Consider the following 18,581-nt stretch of genomic DNA (forward strand, 5'->3'; position numbering starts at 1 on the left):
GGCGCCGCGTTCGGTGCCCTCGCAGGATCTTGGGCGAAAGGTTGCGCCCATCACCAAGCCTGACGCCAAGCCGGTGCAGGGTGTGCCGCCTTATGCGTCGCCCAGGCCGGGCTCGGGGCCGAACCCCGTGCCGCCGGGTGCCGGACCGAGCGCGGTGCCGCCGGGCGCCGGGCCTTACCCCGTGCCGCCGGGGCCTGGGCCGAATGTCGGGCCTGGGCCGCAGTCAGGGCCCTATCCGGGTCCGCCGCCGGGGCCTGGGCCGCAGTCGGGGCCCTATCCGGGTCCGCCGCCTGGGGCAGGGCCGCAGTCAGGGCCTCATCCGGTACCGCCGCCGGGGGTGGGGCCCTATGCCGGGCCTGGGCCGCAGTCAGGGCCGAATCTCGTGCCGCCGCCTGCGTCGGGGCCGAACCCTGTGCCGCCGCCTGGGGTGGGGCCGTATCCCGGGTCTCAGCCGCACTCGGGGGGCCATCCCGTCCCGCCGCAGGGGGCGGCTCTTCACATCGGCTCTGGGCCGCATTCAGGGCCCCATCCTGTGCCGTCGCCGGGTCCTTATGCGGGGCCGATGCCGGGGTCAGGGCCCCATCCTGTGCCGCCTGCCGGGCCGGGGGGCGCGGCCGTTGGTGGGCAGGAGCAGCAGTTCGGGCAGCCTGGGGTGCGGGCGTTGGTGCCCCCGCCGCCCAAGCGGCGCCGGCTCGGGGATATTCCGATCAAGGTGATTTACCTGTTCGGGGCCATCCTGGCAACGGTTCTGGCTGTTCTGCTGGTGTTCGTGGTGTTCTCCGGGGATGTGCCCAACCGAGAGCAGGAGCAGGTCGTGCAGGTGGCGCCGGTGCCTACGACGCCGACGCCGTCCGCGTCCGCGTCCGCGAGCCCGACGGCGACCGAGACGCCGATCGTGTTGCCGCCCGTCCCGGCGAGCAAGAAGTACGCCGCGTTCTCCGGCACGGCGTCCGCGGTCACGGGGACGATCACCGACAAGAAGTCGGGCATCAGCTACCCGAGGCTGGCCGCGCCGTGGACGGCGAAGTCGTTCTCGCCGTTCTCGATCGCCCAGCGCATCGGCAAGGTCGCGGTGCCGCACACGGTGGTCGCCTCGGCGATGCTCCCGGGTGACGCGCCGGAGAAGAAGCCGTCGTCGAACGCCGACTACCGGGCGATCGCGACGCAGGCGGCCCGCTGGACGATCCGCACCCAGTATCCGAAGGGCGCGACGCTGGACGAGTGGACGGCGTCGAAGAAGATCCCGGTGGGCAAGGGCTGGACGCTCGGCTACAAGGTGACGTTCACCTCGGGCGGCAAGAAGCAGGTGGCGCAGGCGATGGTGACGGTGATCGAGGTGGGCAAGACGAAGCCGGCGATGCTGATGGCGTCGATCCCGGAGGCGAACAAGGCCCGCTGGCGCGATCTGAACACGCTCGCGGAGCAGGTTCGTCCACTCTGACCGAGAGGCAGAAGCATCCTCTAGAATATGGTTCTGGGCATGACTCGGACCTGGCTGGAGGATGAGTAATGGCGATCGGTTTGAGCGAGGAGCACGAGGCGCTCCGCGAGTCGGTGAGCGGCTGGGCCGAGCGGAACATCCCCTCGGAGCTGCTGCGCGCGGGCACCGAGGGGCGTCCGCCGTTCTGGGCGGGCCTCGCCGAGCAGGGGCTGCTCGGCCTGCACGTGCCCGAGGAGCACGGCGGCTCCGGCTACGGCCTGCTGGAGGCGGCCGTCGCGATCGAGGCGCTGGCCGAGCGGATGGCGCCGGGCCCGTACGTCCCGACCGTGCTGGCCAGTGCGGTCATCGGTGCCTCGAAACGTCCCGAGCACCTGGAGCAGTACGCCGACGGCACCCTGACCGCCGCCGTCGCACTGACCGGCAGCCTGACCGGCACGCGCACGGAGGACGGCTCGCTGGTCGTCTCCGGCACCGCCGAGCCCGTGCTGGGCGGCTCGCTGGCCGACTCGCTCGTGCTGCCCGTCACCACCGACGACGGCGAGGAGTGGGTGCTGGTCGAGGCCGCGTCGGCCACCGTCACCGAGCTGAAGTCGCTCGACCTCACCAGGCCGGTCGCCAAGGTCGAGCTCGACGGCGTGCGGGTGCCCGCCTCGGGCATCCTGGGCGGCGTGCAGCGCGCCGACGTGCGCGGCATCGCGGCGATCCTGCTGGGGGCCGAGGCGGCGGGCCTCGCGTCGTGGTGCGTGACGGCCGCCTCCGAGTACGCCAAGGTACGCGTCCAGTTCGGCCGCCCGATCGGCCAGTTCCAGGGCATCAAGCACAAGCTGTCGCGCATGCTGGTCGCGCTGGAGCAGGCCCGCGCCACGGTCTGGGACGCCACCCGCGCCGAGGGCAAGGAGCTGGAGTTCGCCGCCGCCGTCGCCGGGGTGATGGCCCCCGACGCGGCCGTGCGGTGCGCGAAGGACGCCGTCCAGACGTTCGGCGGCATCGGCTACACCTTCGAGCACGACGTGCACCTCTACTACCGCCGCGCGCTCACCCTGCGCGCGCTGCTCGGCTCGTCGGCCGAGTGGGCGGGCACGGTGGCGGAGCTGGCGCTCGCGGGCGTGTCACGGGAGATGGAGATCGACCTGCCGGAGGGCGCGGAGGAGCTGCGCGAGTCGATCCGGGCCGAGATCGCGGAGATCGCCGGGCTGGAGGGCAAGGAGCAGAAGCGGGCGCTGGCCGAGCGCGGCTTCGTGATGTCGCACCTGCCGAAGCCGTGGGGCCGCGGCGCCAAGCCGCTGGAGCAGGTGCTGCTCGCGCAGGAGCTCAAGGCCGCCAAGGTACGCCTGCCCAACATGATCATCGGTGCCTGGGTGGTGCCGTCCATCGTCGCGTACGGGACGCCTGAGCAGCAGCAGCGCTTCCTGCCCAAGACGCTCAGCGGCGAGATGATCTGGTGCCAGCTCTTCTCCGAGCCGGGCGCGGGCTCCGACCTGGCCTCGCTGCAGATGAAGGCGGAGAAGGTCGAGGGCGGCTGGAAGCTCAACGGCCAGAAGATCTGGACCTCGGTCGCGCACGTCGCCGAGTGGGGCATCTGCATCGCCCGCAACTCCAGCGAGGGCTCCAAGCACGAGGGCATCACGTACTTCCTGGTGGACATGAAGGCGCCGGGCGTGACGGTCAGGCCGCTGACGGAGATGACCGGCGAGAACCTGTTCAACGAGGTGTTCCTCGACGACGTGTTCGTGCCGGACGACCTGGTCGTGGGCGAGGTGGGCCAGGGCTGGAAGGTGGCGCGCAACACGCTGTCCAACGAGCGCGTGTCGCTGTCGTCCGGCTCGGGCGGCACGGGCGCGTCGGTGCCCGACCTGCTGGGCCTGGCCGGGCGGCTGGGCAGGGAGCTGACGCCGGCCGAGAAGCAGCGGGTGGCCGAGGTGGTCTGCGAGGGCCACTCGATCAACGCGCTGTCGCTGCGGGTGACGCTCAAGCAGCTGGCCGGCAGCGAGCCGGGCGCGGACGCCTCCGTACGGAAGCTGCTGTCCACCTCGCACGCGCAGCACGTGTCGGAGACGGCGGTGGAGCTGCTCGGGACGTCCGCCGTGGTCGCCGCGGACATGAAGCTGGGCGACGCCGGCTACTGGAACAGGGCGGTGCTCGCGACCCGCGCCATGACGATCTACGGCGGCACCACGGAGGTGCAGCTCAACATCATCGGCGAGCGCATGCTGGGCCTGCCGAGGGACCCCGAGCCCGGCAAGTAGCGGGGGAGAGGCCCGGTCATCCCAGGGGGATGGCCGGGCCGTCCTCGTCGGGGGCAGGGCGGCCGATCCTGATCTCGCCGACGCAGGCGTCGGGGCCCAGCGCGCGCAGGAACAGGTCGGCTCCCTGGCCGTGGACCTGGGCGTACGTCGTGCCCAGGTCCTTGCCGGCGGCGGCCTGCGCGTGGCCAGGGCCGCCGAGCCGGACCGCGAGGGTGGTCGGGGCGGCGTTCAGGTAGGAGATCTGGGCGGTGTGGACGCCGCCGGGCAACGGGGCGGGCAGCCGGAAGCGCACCTCATCGGCCCCGACCGGTACGCACGTGCGCTGCGGCACCCGCAGCCCGCGCACGGTGACCGGCCGCAGCCGACCGCGCGCGTCGAACGTCAGCGGCTCGCGCAGCGGCCCGTTCAGCTCGTCGACCCAGGTGACCGGCCACGGGCGGGGCACGCCGAGGAGCTTGGAGTGCCGGGCGTACTCGTGGAAGAAGACGGGCGCGGCGACCTCGGGCGGCACGTACGTGTCCAGCACCACCGTCCCCGAGGGCACCTGGGACAGCGCCCGCTCGGCCGTCCGCACGTAGTCGCGCACGGTCCGGCCGAGCGGCCGGTCGGCGTACGCGGCGACGGACCAGACCGAGCCGGCGGCGACGACGGCGGCCAGCGGCACCCAGCCGAGCCGCCATCGAGGCAGGGGCCGTGACCAGGGACGTTCCTCGCCGTCGAGCGGGATGAAGGCGAGCCCGGCGGCGAGCGCCACGACGGTGGCGGTGGCGGCGAGGTAGCGCAGCTCGTGGCCGAGCACGCCGGGCCCGAGCACCTCGATCCTGCCGAGCAGCACCGGCACCACGTCGGCCAGCAGGAAGTAGAAGAGCAGCGTCAGCCAGGCGGCCCAGGCCCGCCGCCGATGCCGCAGCGACACCGCCACCACGACGGCGGCGACGGCCAGCCCGGCCCAGGCGAGCGGCTCCGGCGTGGCCGCCATCGCGTAGTCGTCGCCGATCGGCCGCCACTGCCAGGGCCCGCCCAGCGCCGACGGCACCAGCGCGCGGACGCCGAGCACCCACGCGAACGCGGCCGCCGTCCCCGGATCGGGCAGCTCGGGCGTCTGGGTGGCGTCGTTGAGCTGCACGGAGCCGTAGAGCCCGGTGAAGAACACGGCCGCGTACGCGGAGAGGATCACCGCGTACGGCACCCAGGCCCGCCACAGCCGCCACCACCCGCGCGGCGCCAGCCAGAAGACGGTCACCACCAGCATCAGCACGGGGATGAACGCGGCCTTGACGAAGAACAGCAGCCCGAACACCGTCCACGCGCACGCCGCCACCAGATGCCGGGCGCGCCCATGACGCACGTAGAGCACGTGGGAGGCCAGCGCCATCGGCAGCGCGAGCTGCAGCGGCAGTGTCTCCAGCACGGCCGCCCACCACGACAGCGACGGCACGGTCATGGGCGTGATCAGGTAGAGCCCGAGCGGCACGAGGATCGCCGGCCGCGGGCCGAACAGCACCCACAGCAGCCGCAGCATCGCCAGGCTCGCCCCGGCCTGCAGCGTCATCGTGGTGGCGTGGGCGAGCAGCTCGTTGTAGCCGCCGAGCCTGGACATCGCCCACGAGATGCCGAAGCCGCCGGGCAGCAGGTGGCCGACGTCCACCCACATCAGGTAGTCCCAGGTGAGGCCGCTCTCCTGGCCGCGCATGATGTAGTGGAAGTCGTCCTGGCGGAAGAACGTCCGCCTGACCAGCTCGTACTTCCACACGAGCTGCACGGCGACCATCACCAGGCCGGCGGTCAGCACGGCGTCGCGCTCGCGCAACCGCTGCCACATGGTCGTCATCCCCGTCCTCCCCCGGGCGCAGCGTAATCACGGGACCGGCCGCGAAGGAATGATCGTGTCCCGGTTGTGATGTCATAGCGGGATGTCTCACCCCGCCCGTGCCGGGCTCGCCGCCGCCCTGCTCGGGCTGGTGCTCGGTTGCGTGGCGCTCGGCCCGGCGCTGGGCTGGGGGTTCGTGCTGGTCCAGGACATGGTGTTCGTGCCTGAGCCGGAGTTCTCGCGCTTCACGTTCGGGCTGGCGGGCGGGGCGGCGCGGGTGGTGCCCAGCGACGCCGTGGTGACCGCGCTGGCGCAGGTGCTGCCGGCCGAGCTGGTGCAGAAGACGATCCTGCTGGGGATCTTCGTGCTCGGCTGCTCGGGGGCGGCGCTGCTGGCGCCGTCGGGCTCGCTCGGGCCGCGCCTGGTGGCGGGGGCCTTCTACGTGTGGAACCCGTACGTCGCCGAGCGGCTGCTCATCGGGCAGTGGGCGCTGCTGCTCGGGTACGCCGGGCTGCCCTGGGTGGTGCGGGCGGTGTGGTCGGGGTGGTCGGGGCGGCGGCTCGCCCTGGCGATGCTGCCCGCCGCCGTGGGCGGGTTCGCGGCGATGACGGTGACCGCGATCACCGCGCTGCCCGCCGCCGTGCCGCGCCCGCGAGTCGTCGCCAAGGTGGCCGTGGTGCTGGCGCTGTTCAGCCTGCCGTGGCTGGTGGTGACGGCGCTGCGGCCGTACGGGATCGAGGGTGACCCGGTGGGGGTCGCGGCGTTCGCGGCCAGGGCGGACACGCCGTTCGGCGCGGTGGGCAGCCTGCTGTCGCTGGGCGGGATCTGGAACGCGTACGCGGTGCCGTCCGGCTACGAGAGTCTCGTCGGCGCGGTGGCCAGGCTGGTGCTGACGCTGGCGGGGGTGGCCGCGTTCCTGTGCAGCCGGTTGCCGCACAAGTGGGGGCTGGCCGGGGCCGCCGCCGCCGGGCTGGCGGTGGCGTCCGTGGGGGTGAGCGGGCCAGGGCGGGCGGCGTTCGCGTGGCTGATCGGCGTGTGGGGCGGGTTCGGGGTGTTCAGGGACGCCCAGCAGTACGTGGCGCCGCTGGCCCTCGTGGCGGCGCTCGGGCTGGGGCTGCTGGCCGAGCACGTGGCGGGCCGCAAGGCGTGGGTGGGCGCGCTGGTGCTGGTGCCGGTCGCGGTGCTGCCGACTCTCGCGTGGGGCGCGCTCGGGCGGCTGGACGCCGTGCGCTACCCCGACGGCTGGACGGCGGCGCGCGAGGTGATCAGGCGGGACCCGGAGCCGGGGGAGGTGCTGGTGCTGCCGTTCGAGTCGTACCGGCGCTTCCCGTGGAACGGGCACCGGGCGGTGCTCGACCCGGCCCAGCGTTTCTTCGCGGTGGCGGGGCGGCGGGTGGTGACCAACGACGCCGTACGGGTCGGCGACCTGGTCGTCGGCAGCGAGGATCCTCGTGCCCAGGAGGTAGAACGCGTACTAGTAGGACCTTCACCGGACCTCCGGGCGGCAGGATTTCGCTACGTGATAGTCGACGCGGGGACAGTTGCGGAGCGCCATCGTTTCGACGTGTGGCTACGGAGCGCGAAGGTCCTGGTCGATACCGGTGACCTGCGCTTGTATCGGTTCGACGGCCAGGTGGCGGCCCGCTGACCTCGATCGGTACCCTCATCAACGGCTTTGTTAGAGTTTCGCCTAGCTACTTCCCAGTAGCAAGAATTGGTTCTAGGTTTGGGGACGCCCGCACCACCCGCCCGCTTCAGGAGGAACCCCCGTGATCAAGATCCTCTTAGCAGCGATCATCGGCGTCGCCGTGGCGGCACTCGTGGCCACGGTCACCACGGTCTCCTTCACCGGCGCCACGGCCACGCCGGTCAACCAGCCGCTCTACAACTACGGCGACCGGTAACCCCAAGCGCCATGGCACCCTCTCCGCTTGGGGGCGAGGGGGCGAGCCGGCGACCACTGCTCGAGATCGTCATTCCCGCGTACAACGAGGAAGGACGACTACCCGGGGGGCTCCTGCAGCTGTGCGCGAAGCTTGCCCGCATGCCGTTCCCCGCGTCCGTCATCGTCGTGGACAACGCCAGCACCGACCGGACGGCCGAGATCGTCTCGGGCTGGCCGCGCGGGCCCGTCCCCGTCCGGCTCGTCCGCTGCGCGACCCCCGGTAAGGGCGCCGCCGTCCGCGCCGGGCTGCTCGGCACCACCGCGCCCTTCGTCGGCTTCTGCGACGCCGACATGGCCACCGACCTCGACGCCATCGACCATGCGCTCGGGCTGCTGCTGTCCGGCGAGCGCGTGGTGATCGGCTCGCGGGCGCACCGCGACTCGCGCGTGGAGAACCGGCACAGCCGGATCCGCGAGCTGGGCGCGTACGGCTTCCGCGCGCTGGCCGGCGCGCTCGTGCACGGCGTCAGCGACACCCAGTGCGGCTTCAAGTTCTTCGACGGCGTGCTCGCCCGCGAGACCGCCGGGCTGCTGCGCACGCCCGGCTTCGCCTTCGACGTCGAGCTGCTCGCGCGCTGCGTCGAGCGGGGCGGCCGGGTCTGCGAGATCCCCGTGCGCTGGCGGGACATGCCGGGGTCCCGGTTCTCGCCGGCCAGGCACACCTTCGGCATCGTGCTGGAGCTGGGCCGGATCTGGCTGCGGCTGCGCACGAAACCCGGCTCCGCCGCCCGGCCGGCGTGGGAGCCGCCGCTCGACCCCGTCGGATATCCGTGAAGATCGCCGTCGTCAACTGGCGTGACCCCTGGCATCCCCAGGCGGGTGGCGCCGAGACCTTCGCCTGGGAGTCGGCCCGCCGTTTCGCGCGGGCCGGCCATCAGGTGTGGTACGTCACCGCGCGCGCTCCCGGGCAGCGCCGCCGCGAGCGGGTGGAAGGCGTGACTTTCGTGCGGATGGGCGGGGTCTTCACCGTCTATCCGCTGGTGCTGGCCTGGCTGCTGCTGCGCAGGGGGCGCTTCGACGCGGTGCTCGACTGCCAGAACGGCATCCCGTTCTTCACCCCTTGGGTGGTGCGGCGGCGGACGCGGGTGGTGTGCGTGGTGCACCACGTGCACGACCGGCAGTTCGGGGTGCACATGCCGGGGTGGCTGGCGGCGTTCGGGCGGTTCCTGGAGGGGCCGGTGTCGCGGTGGAGCTACCGGCGGCACGCGAGCGTCGCCGTCTCGCCGTCCACCGCGCTCGCCATGCGCGAGCGGCTCGGGTGGCGCGGGCCGGTGCACGTCATCCCGAACGGGGTCAGTGTCGCTCGACCTGGGCCCGTCGCGAAGAGCCCTGAGCCGCGGGTGGTCTGCCTCGGGCGGCTGGTCGCGCACAAGCGGGTGCACCTGCTGCTGGACGCCGTCGCCGAGTTGCGCTCGGCCCGGCCCGGCCTGGTCGTGGACGTCATCGGCAGGGGACCTGAGGAGGACGCCCTGCGGGCCCGGCTGCCCGAGGGCGTCACGCTGCACGGTTACCTGCCCGAGGACGACAAGGCGCGCCTGGTCGCGCGGGCGTGGCTGCACGTCAGCGCCTCCCAGGGGGAGGGCTGGGGGCTGAGCGTGCTGGAGGCGGCCGCGCTGGGCGTGCCGACCGTGGCGTTCGACGTGGACGGGCTGCGCGATGCCGTACGGCCTGGTGAGACCGGGTGGCTGCTGCCCGAGGGGACCGGGCTGGCCAAGGGGATCGCCGCCGCACTCGACGAGCTGGACCACACTTATACCGTGAAATGTCGGAAATGGGCTGACCGCTTCTCCTGGGACCGCACCGCCGACCGCCTCGCCGCCCTCCTGCGCGGCGACGACCCCGGCGCGGACCCCGCCTTCGGCGGCCTGAGCGGCGGCCCCCGCGAGGGGCGCGGTGGCGTTCCCGGCGGCGGCTGGGAGCGCTCATGACCCCAGCCGCCAGGCCGCCCGCGACCGGGCGGATGAGGACGCTGCTGCCCACCCGGCTGCCCACCGACAAGCTGGTGGCCGGGCGGCGGACCGGGGCGGGGCGGCCGGTCGGGGAGGCCGCGCGGCACCGCCTGTGGCTGCTGCTGTGCTGCTTCGGCTTCGGCCTGCTCGCCTTCACCACCCGGCCGGGCCACCTCATCTCCGACACCAAGATGGACCTCGCGCTCAACCCGGTCGGCTGGCTGGAGCGCGCCGCCCACCTGTGGGACCTGCAGCACTTCGGCCAGCTCCAGAACCAGGTGGCCGGCTACATCTTCCCGATGGGGCCGTTCTTCGCGCTGGGCGAGCTGGCCGGCGTCGAGCCGTGGGTGACGCAGCGGCTCTGGCTGACGCTGCTCATGTGCGTGGCCTTCCTCGGCGTCGAACGGCTGGCGGGACGGCTCGGCATCGGCTCGCCGGGCACCAGGATCGCGGGGGCGCTGGCGTACGCGCTGGCTCCGCGCACGCTGTCGATCATCGGCGAGATCTCCGTCGAGTGGCTGCCCGCCGCGATGCTGCCGTGGATCCTGCTGCCGCTGCTCACCGCGTCGGAGACCGGCCAGCGGGCGCGCGGCGCCATCAGGTCGGCGCTGGCGGTGGCGCTGTGCGGCGGCGTCAACGCGGTCGCGGTGCTGGCCGTGCTGGTCGCGCCCGTGCTCTACATCCTCACCAGGCCGCGTCCCGTGCCGCGCTGGCGGCTGCTCGGCTGGTGGTCGGGCGCGGTGGCGGTGGCCACCCTGTTCTGGTCGCTGCCGCTGCTGCTGGTCGGCCGGTACGCGTTCTCGTTCCTGCCGTACACCGAGACCGCGGGGACCACGACGGCCGTCACCTCGCTCACGAACGTGCTGCGCGGCGCCTCCGACTGGGTGCGTTACCTGCCGCTCAACGGCGTGCTGGAGCAGCCGCCCGGGTTCAGGATCGCGACCGCGGCCTCGATGGTCGTGGTCACGGGCGTGATCGCGGCGCTCGGGCTCGCCGGGCTGGCCCGCCGCGACCTGCCGGCCAGGGGGTTCCTGGTGGCGATGTTCGTGGTCGGCGTGGTGGCGCTGGTCGCGGGGCACGCGGGCGCGCTGGAGCCGGTCACCGCCGAGCCGGTGCGCTGGCTGCTCGACGGGCCGCTCGCGCCGCTGCGCAACCTGCGCAAGTTCGACCCGCTGGTCCGGCTCGCGCTCGCCCTCGGCCTGGCGCACCTGCTGGTCAAGGCCAGGATGCCGGTCCGTACGGTGGCCGTCGTCGCCTGCGCCGCGCTCGTCGTGCCCGTCTTCAACCAGGGCCTGGCCGCCCCCGGCGACTTCGAGGACGTGCCCGCCCACTGGCGCGAGGCCGCCGCCTGGCTGGACGCCAACGCGGGCGACGACGGCGTGCTGCTCGTGCCGGGCGCCAAGTTCGGCGAGTACGTCTGGGGCCGCCCGATGGACGAGCCGCTTCAGGCCCTGACCACGGCCCGCTGGACCACCAGGAAGATCGAGCCGCCTGGCTCGGTCGGCCTGACCCGGCTGCTCGACGCCATCGACCAGCGCCTGACCTCCGGCCACGGCTCGGCCGGCGTGACCGCCGTGCTGCGGCGGCTCGGCGTGCGCCACCTGCTCGTCAGGAACGACCTCATCCGCCAGAACCTCCAAGGCGCCTGGCCGTCGCGCGTCTACGAGGCGCTGCGCGAGTCGCCGGGCATCACGAAGGTGCGCTCGTTCGGCGAGCCGGTCGGCGACAGGGAGACCGACGACGCGGTCAACGCGCTCGACCCCGCCTTCCCCGCGCTCGACCTGTACGAGGTGTCGGACGCCGCCGACCTGGTCACCGTGCGCCCGGCGGCCGACGCGCTGGCCGTGCGGGGCGGGCCCGACTCCCTGCTCGCGATGGGCGATCTCGGCCTGCTGGGCGACGAGCCGGTGCTGGTCAACGGCGACGCGGGCACCCGCGAGGCGCCCTCCGTGGTCAGCGACGCGCTGCGGTTGCGCGAGCGCTCGTTCGGCGAGTTGCGGACGAACTGGTCACCGACCCTCACGGCCGACAAGAAACGCGACTTCGACGGGGTCAGGGCGCTGGACCTGCTGGAGAAGGGCTGGCTCGACGAGGCCGCGGTCGCCGAGTACGACGGCATCGCCGGCATCAGCGCCTCCTCCTCGGTCGCGGACCCGTACGCGCCGGCCGGGATCAGCAGCGCGGGACGCGGCCCGTACGCGGCCATGGACGGCAACACGAAGACCGGCTGGGAGACCGACGGCACCAAGGCGCCCCGGGGCGAGTGGCTGCGGGTGGACCTGCGGGGACGGACGCGCATCCCGTACGTGAACGTCATGTTCGCGCCCGACCTGCTGCTCGGCCAGGCGGTCTCCCGCGTGGCGGTGGAGACCGAGTCGGGCGGTCTGGTGCAGGACGTCGCCCGTACGACGGACCCGCAGCGGCTGCGCGTGCCGGACGGGCCGACGAGCTGGGTGCGGCTCAAGGTCGCCGGCACGGCGTCGGAGACGTGGACGTACGGCCAGCGCATCGGCGTGGTCGAGCTGTCGATCCCCGGCGTCACGGCCGGCCGCACGATCCGGTTGCCCGGCCAGGGCGGCGACGCGTACGTCATGGACCGCGGCCTCGACGAGCGGCCCGCCTGCATGCGCAACCCGCAGCGCTGGGTCTGCAACGAGGTCGCGCTGGCCGAGCAGAGCGAGGAGACCGGTTTCGACCGGACCTTCCGCGCCGATGCGGCTTCGAGCGTGACAGTACGGGGAACGGCGGTCCTGCGGGACTCTGAGCTGATCGACCGCTACACCCGCATCCGTGCGGACCTGACCACGGTGACCGGCTCGTCCCAGCTCAGCGATGACGCCGTGGTCGCGCCCAGGTCGGCGTTCGACGCCGACGACAGCACGACGTGGATCCCCGGCGCCGACGACAAGGAGCCCACGCTCACCGTGGCGTGGCAGGGCAGGAAGACGATCTCCCGCGTCCAGATCGGCCGCCCCGGCGGCGACCAGGCGCCGCTCGACGTGATCGTCACCGGCGACGGCGGGGCCGTGCGCGGCGGGCGGGTGGACGAGCACGGCATGCTGACGTTCAAGGCGATGAAGACGAGCCGGCTCAAGCTCCGCTTCACCCCCTTCTCGCAGCGGCTGCAGGTGACCGAGCTGGTCATCCCCGGCGTGGACCCGGTGGGGCGGCCCGCTGACGTGCCGCTGCGGCTGGCGTGCGGGTTCGGCCCGGCCATCGAGGTGAACGGCCGCAGCGTCCCCACCAGGGTCACCGGCACCCACGCCGACCTGCTCGAACAGCGGCCGGTGCGGATCACGGGCTGCGAGAGGGCGTCGCTCGCCGCCGGCGACAACCGGGTGCGGGTGGCGGGCTGGGACCCGTACGCGATCGACGCGCTGGTGGTCGGGGCGCTGCCCGAGCGGCCCGCCGGCGTGGCGGGGTCGGCGGTGCCGAGCACGTGGACGCCGTCGCAGCGCGAGGTCGCCGTCAGCGCGCCCAAGGACGCCTTCCTCGTCGTCAACGAGAACTTCAACGCCGGCTGGCGGGCGAGCGTCGGCGGCGAGACGCTCAAACCGGTCAGGATCGACGGCTGGAAGCAGGCGTGGGAGCTGCCCGCCGGCACTTCGGGCACGGTCCGGCTCGACTACCTGCCCGACCGGCTCTACCGGCTCGCGCTGCTGCTGGGGCTGGCCGGGATCGCGCTGCTCGCCCTCGCCGCCCTGGTGCTGCGGGGGCCGCGGCCCGAGCACGTACGCGAGACCGCTCCCGCCTCGGCCGCCCGGCTGTCGCGGCCGCGGGCGCCGCTCGTGGCGGTGGCGGCGCTGGCGTTCGGCGGCTGGACGGCGAGCTGGCCCGGCATGCTGGCGGTGCTCGGCGCGGTGCTGGTGACCCTGCTGCTGCGGGCCAGGCGGTGGCCCGCGCACTGGGCGGCGGCCGGCGCGTTCTGCGTGGCGGCGCTGTCCCTGGCCGCCGGCATGACGCTGCGGGACCACGGGATCGACGTGGAGGTGCTGATGGACCACGTGCCGCAGCTCGCGTCATGCGCGGCGGTCGGCGTGCTGTTCGGCCAGCTCGTCACGGAGCCGGCGCGGCCGGCAGCGCCGCGCGAGCTGCCGGCGGCGAGGCAGGTGCTGACCGGTGTCGGCTGAGCTTGAGCGCGCTCACCTCGATCAGGTGGTAGCTGCCGACGCTGAGCAGCACCGTCACGATGAACGAGGTCACCGCGACGCTGGTGAAGTCGGCCTGGAACGGCTGCGCGCCGGTCAGCTTGAGCTGCAGCGTGATCACCGGCGCGTGCCAGAGGAAAAAGCTGTAGGAGATGCGGCCCAGGTAGCTCGCGACAGGGTTGCCGAGCACCCGGTTGCGCAGCGAGCCGGGCCTGGAGGCCAGCGCGAACGGCGCCACCAGCAGCACCGCGACCGCCGTCTCCAGGCTGAGCCGCCACAGCGACTGCCCCAGGGTGGGCAGCACGAGCGTGCGCGGGCCGGCCAGGTCGGTGCTGAGCAGCGCGTACAGCAGGCCGGCCAGCACCAGCAGCTGCGGGGCCAGCGAGTCGATCACGCGGCTGTGCCCGATCCACACCGACAGCACCGCCATCGCCATGCCGCAGCCGAAGAACACCAGGTGGTACGGCAGCAGCAGGGCCAGGTCGGGCTGCCCGGACAGCCGGGCGACGACCACGGTGACCACCGAGATGAGCGGCAGCACCGCGATGCCGACGAGCAGGCGCACCGGACGGTTGCCGCCGCGCGCCCACCGGTGCAGCGCCCAGCCCAGCACAGGGAGCAGCACGTAGAAGGACATCTCGATGGGCAGCGTCCACATCTGGTAGAGGCCGTCGGGCGTCGGGTCGGCGGGGAAGAAGTTCTGCGCGAGCAGCATCCACTTCAGCCAGCCGGTCCAGTCGTACGACGCCCACGCCCACAGGGCGAGCGCGCTCACCAGCCAGTAGACGGGCATGACGCGCAGCACCCGGCGCCACAGGTAGCCGAGCGGCCGGGGCCGTGGCGTATCCTCGATCACCGCGCGCGCCCACGGGCGGTAGAGGAGCAGGCCCGACAGGAGGAAGAAGATGGGGACCGCGATGCCCAGGCGGCTCATCAGCCAGTGGAGCATGCCGTCGCGGTACATCACGCCGGTGTTGCTCCCGACGTGCAGCAGCCAGACGCCGAGCGCGGCCACCGCGCGGATGCCGTCGAGTGCCGCGTCCCTGCCCTTCATCGCTGCTCCCATGTCCCGTCGCCGATTGCGGCAACCACGATAGAACCTGTTTCTATCGATTTGGTTGCGGTGGTTTGCCCGCCGCTGACGGGCCGCACCCCCTGTCATACTTTGATGCTCGACGATCGCACCGAACGACAACATGTTCTACAATGCGGAGGCCTCGATGGGTCGCATCTCAACGCTCGTCCTCATCGGGTTCGGGGCTTTCTTCATCGCGCTGGCGCCACTGCTGAAATTCTGGGCGGCGGGCCAGATCATCTCCGCGCCGGCCGACCAGTTCGGCATCTCGCGGCTGGAGGCCAAGAACGCCCAGTACTTCTCGCTGCAGGACCTCAAGGTGCTCACCGGTGACCTCGACATCATCGTCACCACCCGCGGTGACGTGAAGGAGGCCACCAATGACCGGGTGGTCTGGGACGAGGCCACGGTCGTCAACGACGTGACCAACAAGCGGCCCCAGATCGACGTCTCCGAGCGGCGCAGCGCCTTCGACCGCTACACCGGGGTGGCGCTCAACTGCTGCGGGTCCAGCGTCGAGAAGGCACCGGTCACGCTGGAGGGGCAGGTCTACAAGTTCCCCTTCGACGTGGAGAAGAAGACGTACAAGGTGTTCAACGCCACCGCGCAGAAGGCGTTCGACGCCACCTTCGTCCGCGAGGACAAGGTCAACGGCCTGCCGGTCTACGTCTTCGAGCAGACCGTGCCCCCGACCAAGACCGAGACCCGCACCGCGCCCGCCAATGTGCTCGGCATCACGGGCACCACCGGTGACGTGCAGGTCGACCGCTGGTACGACGGCAAGACGACGTTCTGGATCGAGCCGGTCACCGGGTCGCCGGTACGGCAGGAGGTGCAGCGGCACGAGGTGCTGAAGACGCAGGACGGCGTCGAGCGCTCGGCGGCCTTCGTCGCGACCGCGAAGATGACCGAGAAGACGGTCGACGACCTGGTCAAGAACGCCCAGAACGGCAAGAACATGATCAACCTGCTGCGGAACGTCATCCCGCTGGTGTTGCTCGTGATCGGTGTCGTGCTCGTGGTGGCGGGCGTCATCGTGGGACGCCGCGCGCCGGCCGAGTGACCTCTCCATAAGGGGCCCGTTCGCTTGAACGGGCCCTTTCCCCTTGACCGGACACCCTGACTAGAACCAGTTATATATGTAGGTTACTCACCGGTACCAGACGAAAGGTTCTAGCCTAGAACGCGTTGCAGTTCGCCGCTTTCCAGACGTATTGTCGGGCCATGCGGACACGCGTCACGGACATGTTCGGAATCGAGCTCCCGATCTTCGCGTTCAGCCACTGCCGGGATGTGGTCGCCGCCGTCAGCAAGGCCGGCGGCATGGGCGTGCTCGGCGCGCTCTACTTCACCCCGGAAGAGCTCGAGATGGAGCTCAAGTGGATCGACGACCACGTGGACGGCCGGCCGTACGGGGTGGACGTCGTCATGCCGGCCTCGTACGAGGGGGCCGACTTCGCGCCGGAGGAGCTGGTCGGCCGGCTCCAGACCATGATCCCCGACGGGCATCGGGCGTTCGTCGAGGGCCTCCTGGCCAAGCACGGCGTGCCGCCCCTGTCCTCGGACGCCGACCCTGGCCGGGTGCTGCTCGGCTGGACCGACGCCACCGCCCGCCCCCAGGTCGAGGTCGCCCTGCGTCACCCCATCGCGCTGCTCGCCAACGCGCTCGGGCCGCCGCCCGCCGACGTGGTCGAGCTCGCCCACGCCCACGGCGTCAAGGTCGCCGCCCTCGCCTCCACCCCGCGCCACGCGCTCAAGCAGGTCGAGGTCGGGGTGGACGTGGTGGTCGCCCAGGGCACCGAGGCCGGCGGGCACACCGGTGAGATCTCCACCATGGTGCTCATCCCGCAGGTCGTGGACGCGGTGGACGTACCGGTGCTGGCGGCGGGCGGCATCGGCAACGGCCGCCAGATGGCCGCCGGGATGGCCCTCGGGGCCGAGGGCGTCTGGACGGGCTCCATCTGGCTCACCGTCGAGGAGGCCGACACCCCGGAGATGGCCCGGCGCCGCATCCTCGCCGCCACCTCCCGCGACACCGTCCGCTCCCGCAGCTGGACCGGCAAACCCGCTCGGCTCCTCAAGAACGAGTGGACCGAGGCATGGGAGTCGGAGGAGTCACCGGGCACGCTCCCGATGCCGTTGCAGTTCATGCTGGTATCAGACGCTCTGCGGCGCATAGGCCGCTCGGACGCCGCCGAACTGGCCACCTTCCCCGCCGGCCAGATCATCGGCGTCATGAACCAGGTCAAACCCGCCAAGGACGTCGTCTTCGACCTGGTCTCGGAGTACGCCGAAGCACTGGACCGCCTCCAGCACCTCACCTCCGACTGACCTCACACCGGCACGACGGTGACCATGCTCTCAAGTCCCACGAAATCGTCCGTGTTGCGGGTGTAAAGCGGGAGTCCCCGGCTGGAGGCGATCGCCGCGATCATGAGGTCCATGCGCCGCGGCCTGGGATCCCGCTTGGCTGCGAGTGTGAGCGCGACCAGGCTGCCATAACGGGCCGCGGCCTTGGAGTCGAAGGGAAGCGGCTCGAAATCGACGGCGGCGATGCCGAGCTTTTCCATGCGGGCGGCCCGGGACGCTTCGTCCTTGGCCATGGCCACGCCTTGATGCAACTCGGCGAGCGTGATGGTGGTGAGTTCCGGCTGCTTCGGAAGGGCCTCGGGCGAGATCTTCGCGAGGTCGACGTACACGCACGTATCGATGACGCCCGTGGCACGGCGCTCAGCCACGGTGCCGCTCCCATGGGTCGTCGCCCACGCGGTCCTCGCCGTCGAAGAATTCATCGGCCTCGCGACGCATCTCGGCGTAGTCCACCTCCGGCAGGAGACGGTGCTTGGCGACCAGTTCCTCCGAGCTCAGTCGCCGCTTTCGTGGAAGCGGGCGCAGCTCTGCGATTTCGATGCCGTTGCGGGTGATGTGGAAAACCTCACCCGCTTCGACCTCGTCCATAACGGCGGCGGAGTTGTTGCGGAACTCGCGTTGGCTGATGATCTTCAACACGCACCTCACGTAGCCGCGCGTAGCACCGGGTGCTACTTGGTCAGTATAAGAGCATCACTGGCCCTGGTAGAAAGCGGGGCGTTTTTCGCGGAAGGCGCGGGTGCCTTCCTTGGCGTCCTCTGAGCCGATCACCGGCCAGCCCAGTTCGTCCGAGACCTTCAGGGCCTCCTGTTCCGGTAGGCCCAGCGTGTCGCGGTAGGTGCGGAGGATCGCTTGGACGGCCAGGGGGCCCGAGCTTGCCACGTCGTCCGCCAGTTCGCGGGCCGCCGCCAGTGCCTGGCCGTCCGGGACGACGCGGTTCACCAGGCCCATCGACAAAGCCTCCGCGGCCGTGATGGCGCGGCCGGTCAGCAGGAGGTCCATGGCGTGGCAGTACGGGATCTGGCGGGGGAGGCGGACGGCGCTGCCGCCCATCGGGAACAGGGCGCGCTTGGCCTCGAAGAGGCCCAGGGTGGCCGACTCGGCGACCACCCGCAGGTCGGTGCCCACCAGGAGTTCGGTGCCTCCGGCGACGGCGTAGCCCTCGACCGCGCAGATGACGGGCTTGGTCGGCAGGTCCTCGCGGAGCAGGCCCTTCCAGTGGAAGTTGGGGATCTGGGCGGCCCTGGCCTGGACGTCGGGGTCGCTCGACGGCTGTCCCATGGCCTTGAGGTCGGCGCCGGCGCAGAACGTGCCCTCGGCGCCGGTCAGGATCGCCACCCGGATGCCGGGCTCCTCGGAGGCGTACGCCCACGCCGAGGCCAGGCCGACCAGCATGTCGGAGGAGAGCGCGTTGCGGGCCTCCGGCCGGTTCATGGTGACGGTCAGGACGTGCCCGTCGCGTTCGATCCGGCAGTGCGGCGTGCTGATCGGCAGGAGCTCCACGGGTGCCTCCGAAGTCGCTAGATCAAGCGCTTGCTACGAACTTTGGCCCAGGATACGCTCCCACCAGCAAACGAGAACAGGTTCCTGTTTTGCC

General features: G+C 72.1%; 14 protein-coding genes. 9 read left to right on the plus strand and 5 right to left on the minus strand.

The features are described from left to right. The first annotated feature begins 652 nt into the window (after positions 1–652). Together AB0K12_RS03120 and AB0K12_RS03125 are read left to right on the plus strand one after the other, a co-directional pair. Entirely contained in the window at positions 653–1,441 is a 789-nt protein-coding gene (locus AB0K12_RS03120; RefSeq protein ID WP_364555187.1) for a hypothetical protein, read from the plus strand. 68 nt (positions 1,442–1,509) lie between these two features. Next, the gene (locus AB0K12_RS03125) at positions 1,510–3,687 is read left to right on the plus strand and encodes an acyl-CoA dehydrogenase (RefSeq protein WP_364555188.1); all 2,178 of its coding nucleotides are present in this window, start codon (positions 1,510–1,512) and stop codon (positions 3,685–3,687) included. Between the two features lie 16 nt (positions 3,688–3,703). Here the strand turns inward: AB0K12_RS03125 and AB0K12_RS03130 are convergent, their stop codons facing one another. Further along, positions 3,704–5,518, minus strand: a complete 1,815-nt coding sequence (locus AB0K12_RS03130) for a hypothetical protein (protein WP_364555189.1) — start codon at positions 5,516–5,518, stop codon at positions 3,704–3,706. A gap of 82 nt (positions 5,519–5,600) precedes the next feature. Here AB0K12_RS03130 and AB0K12_RS03135 point away from each other — a divergent pair, with 82 nt between their 5' ends. From AB0K12_RS03135 to AB0K12_RS03155, 5 genes are all read left to right on the plus strand, one after another. Continuing rightward, positions 5,601–7,145: a hypothetical protein gene (locus AB0K12_RS03135; protein WP_364555190.1), complete on the plus strand. Its 1,545-nt coding sequence runs from the start codon at positions 5,601–5,603 to the stop codon at positions 7,143–7,145. Between the two features lie 121 nt (positions 7,146–7,266). Next, positions 7,267–7,401, plus strand: a complete 135-nt coding sequence (locus AB0K12_RS03140; protein WP_281394582.1) for a hypothetical protein — start codon at positions 7,267–7,269, stop codon at positions 7,399–7,401. A gap of 11 nt (positions 7,402–7,412) precedes the next feature. Next, the gene (locus AB0K12_RS03145) at positions 7,413–8,216 is read left to right on the plus strand and encodes a glycosyltransferase (protein WP_364555191.1); all 804 of its coding nucleotides are present in this window, start codon (positions 7,413–7,415) and stop codon (positions 8,214–8,216) included. Beyond that, a complete protein-coding gene (locus AB0K12_RS03150; RefSeq protein WP_364555192.1) occupies positions 8,213–9,370 on the plus strand; it encodes a glycosyltransferase family 4 protein in 1,158 nt (385 codons plus the stop codon). The genes AB0K12_RS03145 and AB0K12_RS03150 overlap by 4 nt, the downstream gene beginning before the upstream one ends. Further along, positions 9,367–13,521: an alpha-(1->3)-arabinofuranosyltransferase family protein gene (locus AB0K12_RS03155; RefSeq protein WP_364555193.1), complete on the plus strand. Its 4,155-nt coding sequence runs from the start codon at positions 9,367–9,369 to the stop codon at positions 13,519–13,521. Before AB0K12_RS03150 ends, AB0K12_RS03155 begins: the two co-directional genes overlap by 4 nt. Here AB0K12_RS03155 and AB0K12_RS03160 read toward each other — a convergent pair. Continuing rightward, a complete protein-coding gene (locus AB0K12_RS03160) occupies positions 13,448–14,593 on the minus strand; it encodes an acyltransferase (protein ID WP_364555194.1) in 1,146 nt (381 codons plus the stop codon). The two genes, AB0K12_RS03155 and AB0K12_RS03160, sit on opposite strands and share 74 nt — an antisense overlap. Positions 14,594–14,759: 166 nt before the next feature. On the opposite strand from AB0K12_RS03160, the gene AB0K12_RS03165 reads away from it, so the two are divergent. Both AB0K12_RS03165 and AB0K12_RS03170 read left to right on the plus strand, forming a co-directional pair. After that, positions 14,760–15,677, plus strand: a complete 918-nt coding sequence (locus AB0K12_RS03165; RefSeq protein ID WP_364555195.1) for a DUF3068 domain-containing protein — start codon at positions 14,760–14,762, stop codon at positions 15,675–15,677. A gap of 161 nt (positions 15,678–15,838) precedes the next feature. Next, complete coding sequence (locus tag AB0K12_RS03170) at positions 15,839–16,945, plus strand: nitronate monooxygenase family protein (RefSeq protein WP_364555196.1); 1,107 nt, start codon at positions 15,839–15,841, stop codon at positions 16,943–16,945. A gap of 2 nt (positions 16,946–16,947) precedes the next feature. Here the strand turns inward: AB0K12_RS03170 and AB0K12_RS03175 are convergent, their stop codons facing one another. From AB0K12_RS03175 to AB0K12_RS03185, 3 genes are read right to left on the minus strand one after another with little or no spacing between them, the layout of a single operon-like run. Next, on the minus strand, positions 16,948–17,352 hold the full coding sequence (locus tag AB0K12_RS03175) for a type II toxin-antitoxin system VapC family toxin (protein WP_364555197.1): 405 nt from the start codon (positions 17,350–17,352) through the stop codon (positions 16,948–16,950). Further along, positions 17,345–17,623, minus strand: a complete 279-nt coding sequence (locus AB0K12_RS03180) for a type II toxin-antitoxin system Phd/YefM family antitoxin (protein WP_364555198.1) — start codon at positions 17,621–17,623, stop codon at positions 17,345–17,347. Before AB0K12_RS03180 ends, AB0K12_RS03175 begins: the two co-directional genes overlap by 8 nt. A 54-nt stretch (positions 17,624–17,677) precedes the next feature. Continuing rightward, positions 17,678–18,487, minus strand: a complete 810-nt coding sequence (locus tag AB0K12_RS03185) for a crotonase/enoyl-CoA hydratase family protein (RefSeq protein WP_364555199.1) — start codon at positions 18,485–18,487, stop codon at positions 17,678–17,680. Positions 18,488–18,581: the final 94 nt, after the last annotated feature.

Origin of the sequence: Nonomuraea sp. NPDC049419 (assembly GCF_040676995.1) — a bacterium.
Taxonomy (GTDB): Bacteria; Actinomycetota; Actinomycetes; order Streptosporangiales; family Streptosporangiaceae; genus Nonomuraea; species Nonomuraea salmonea.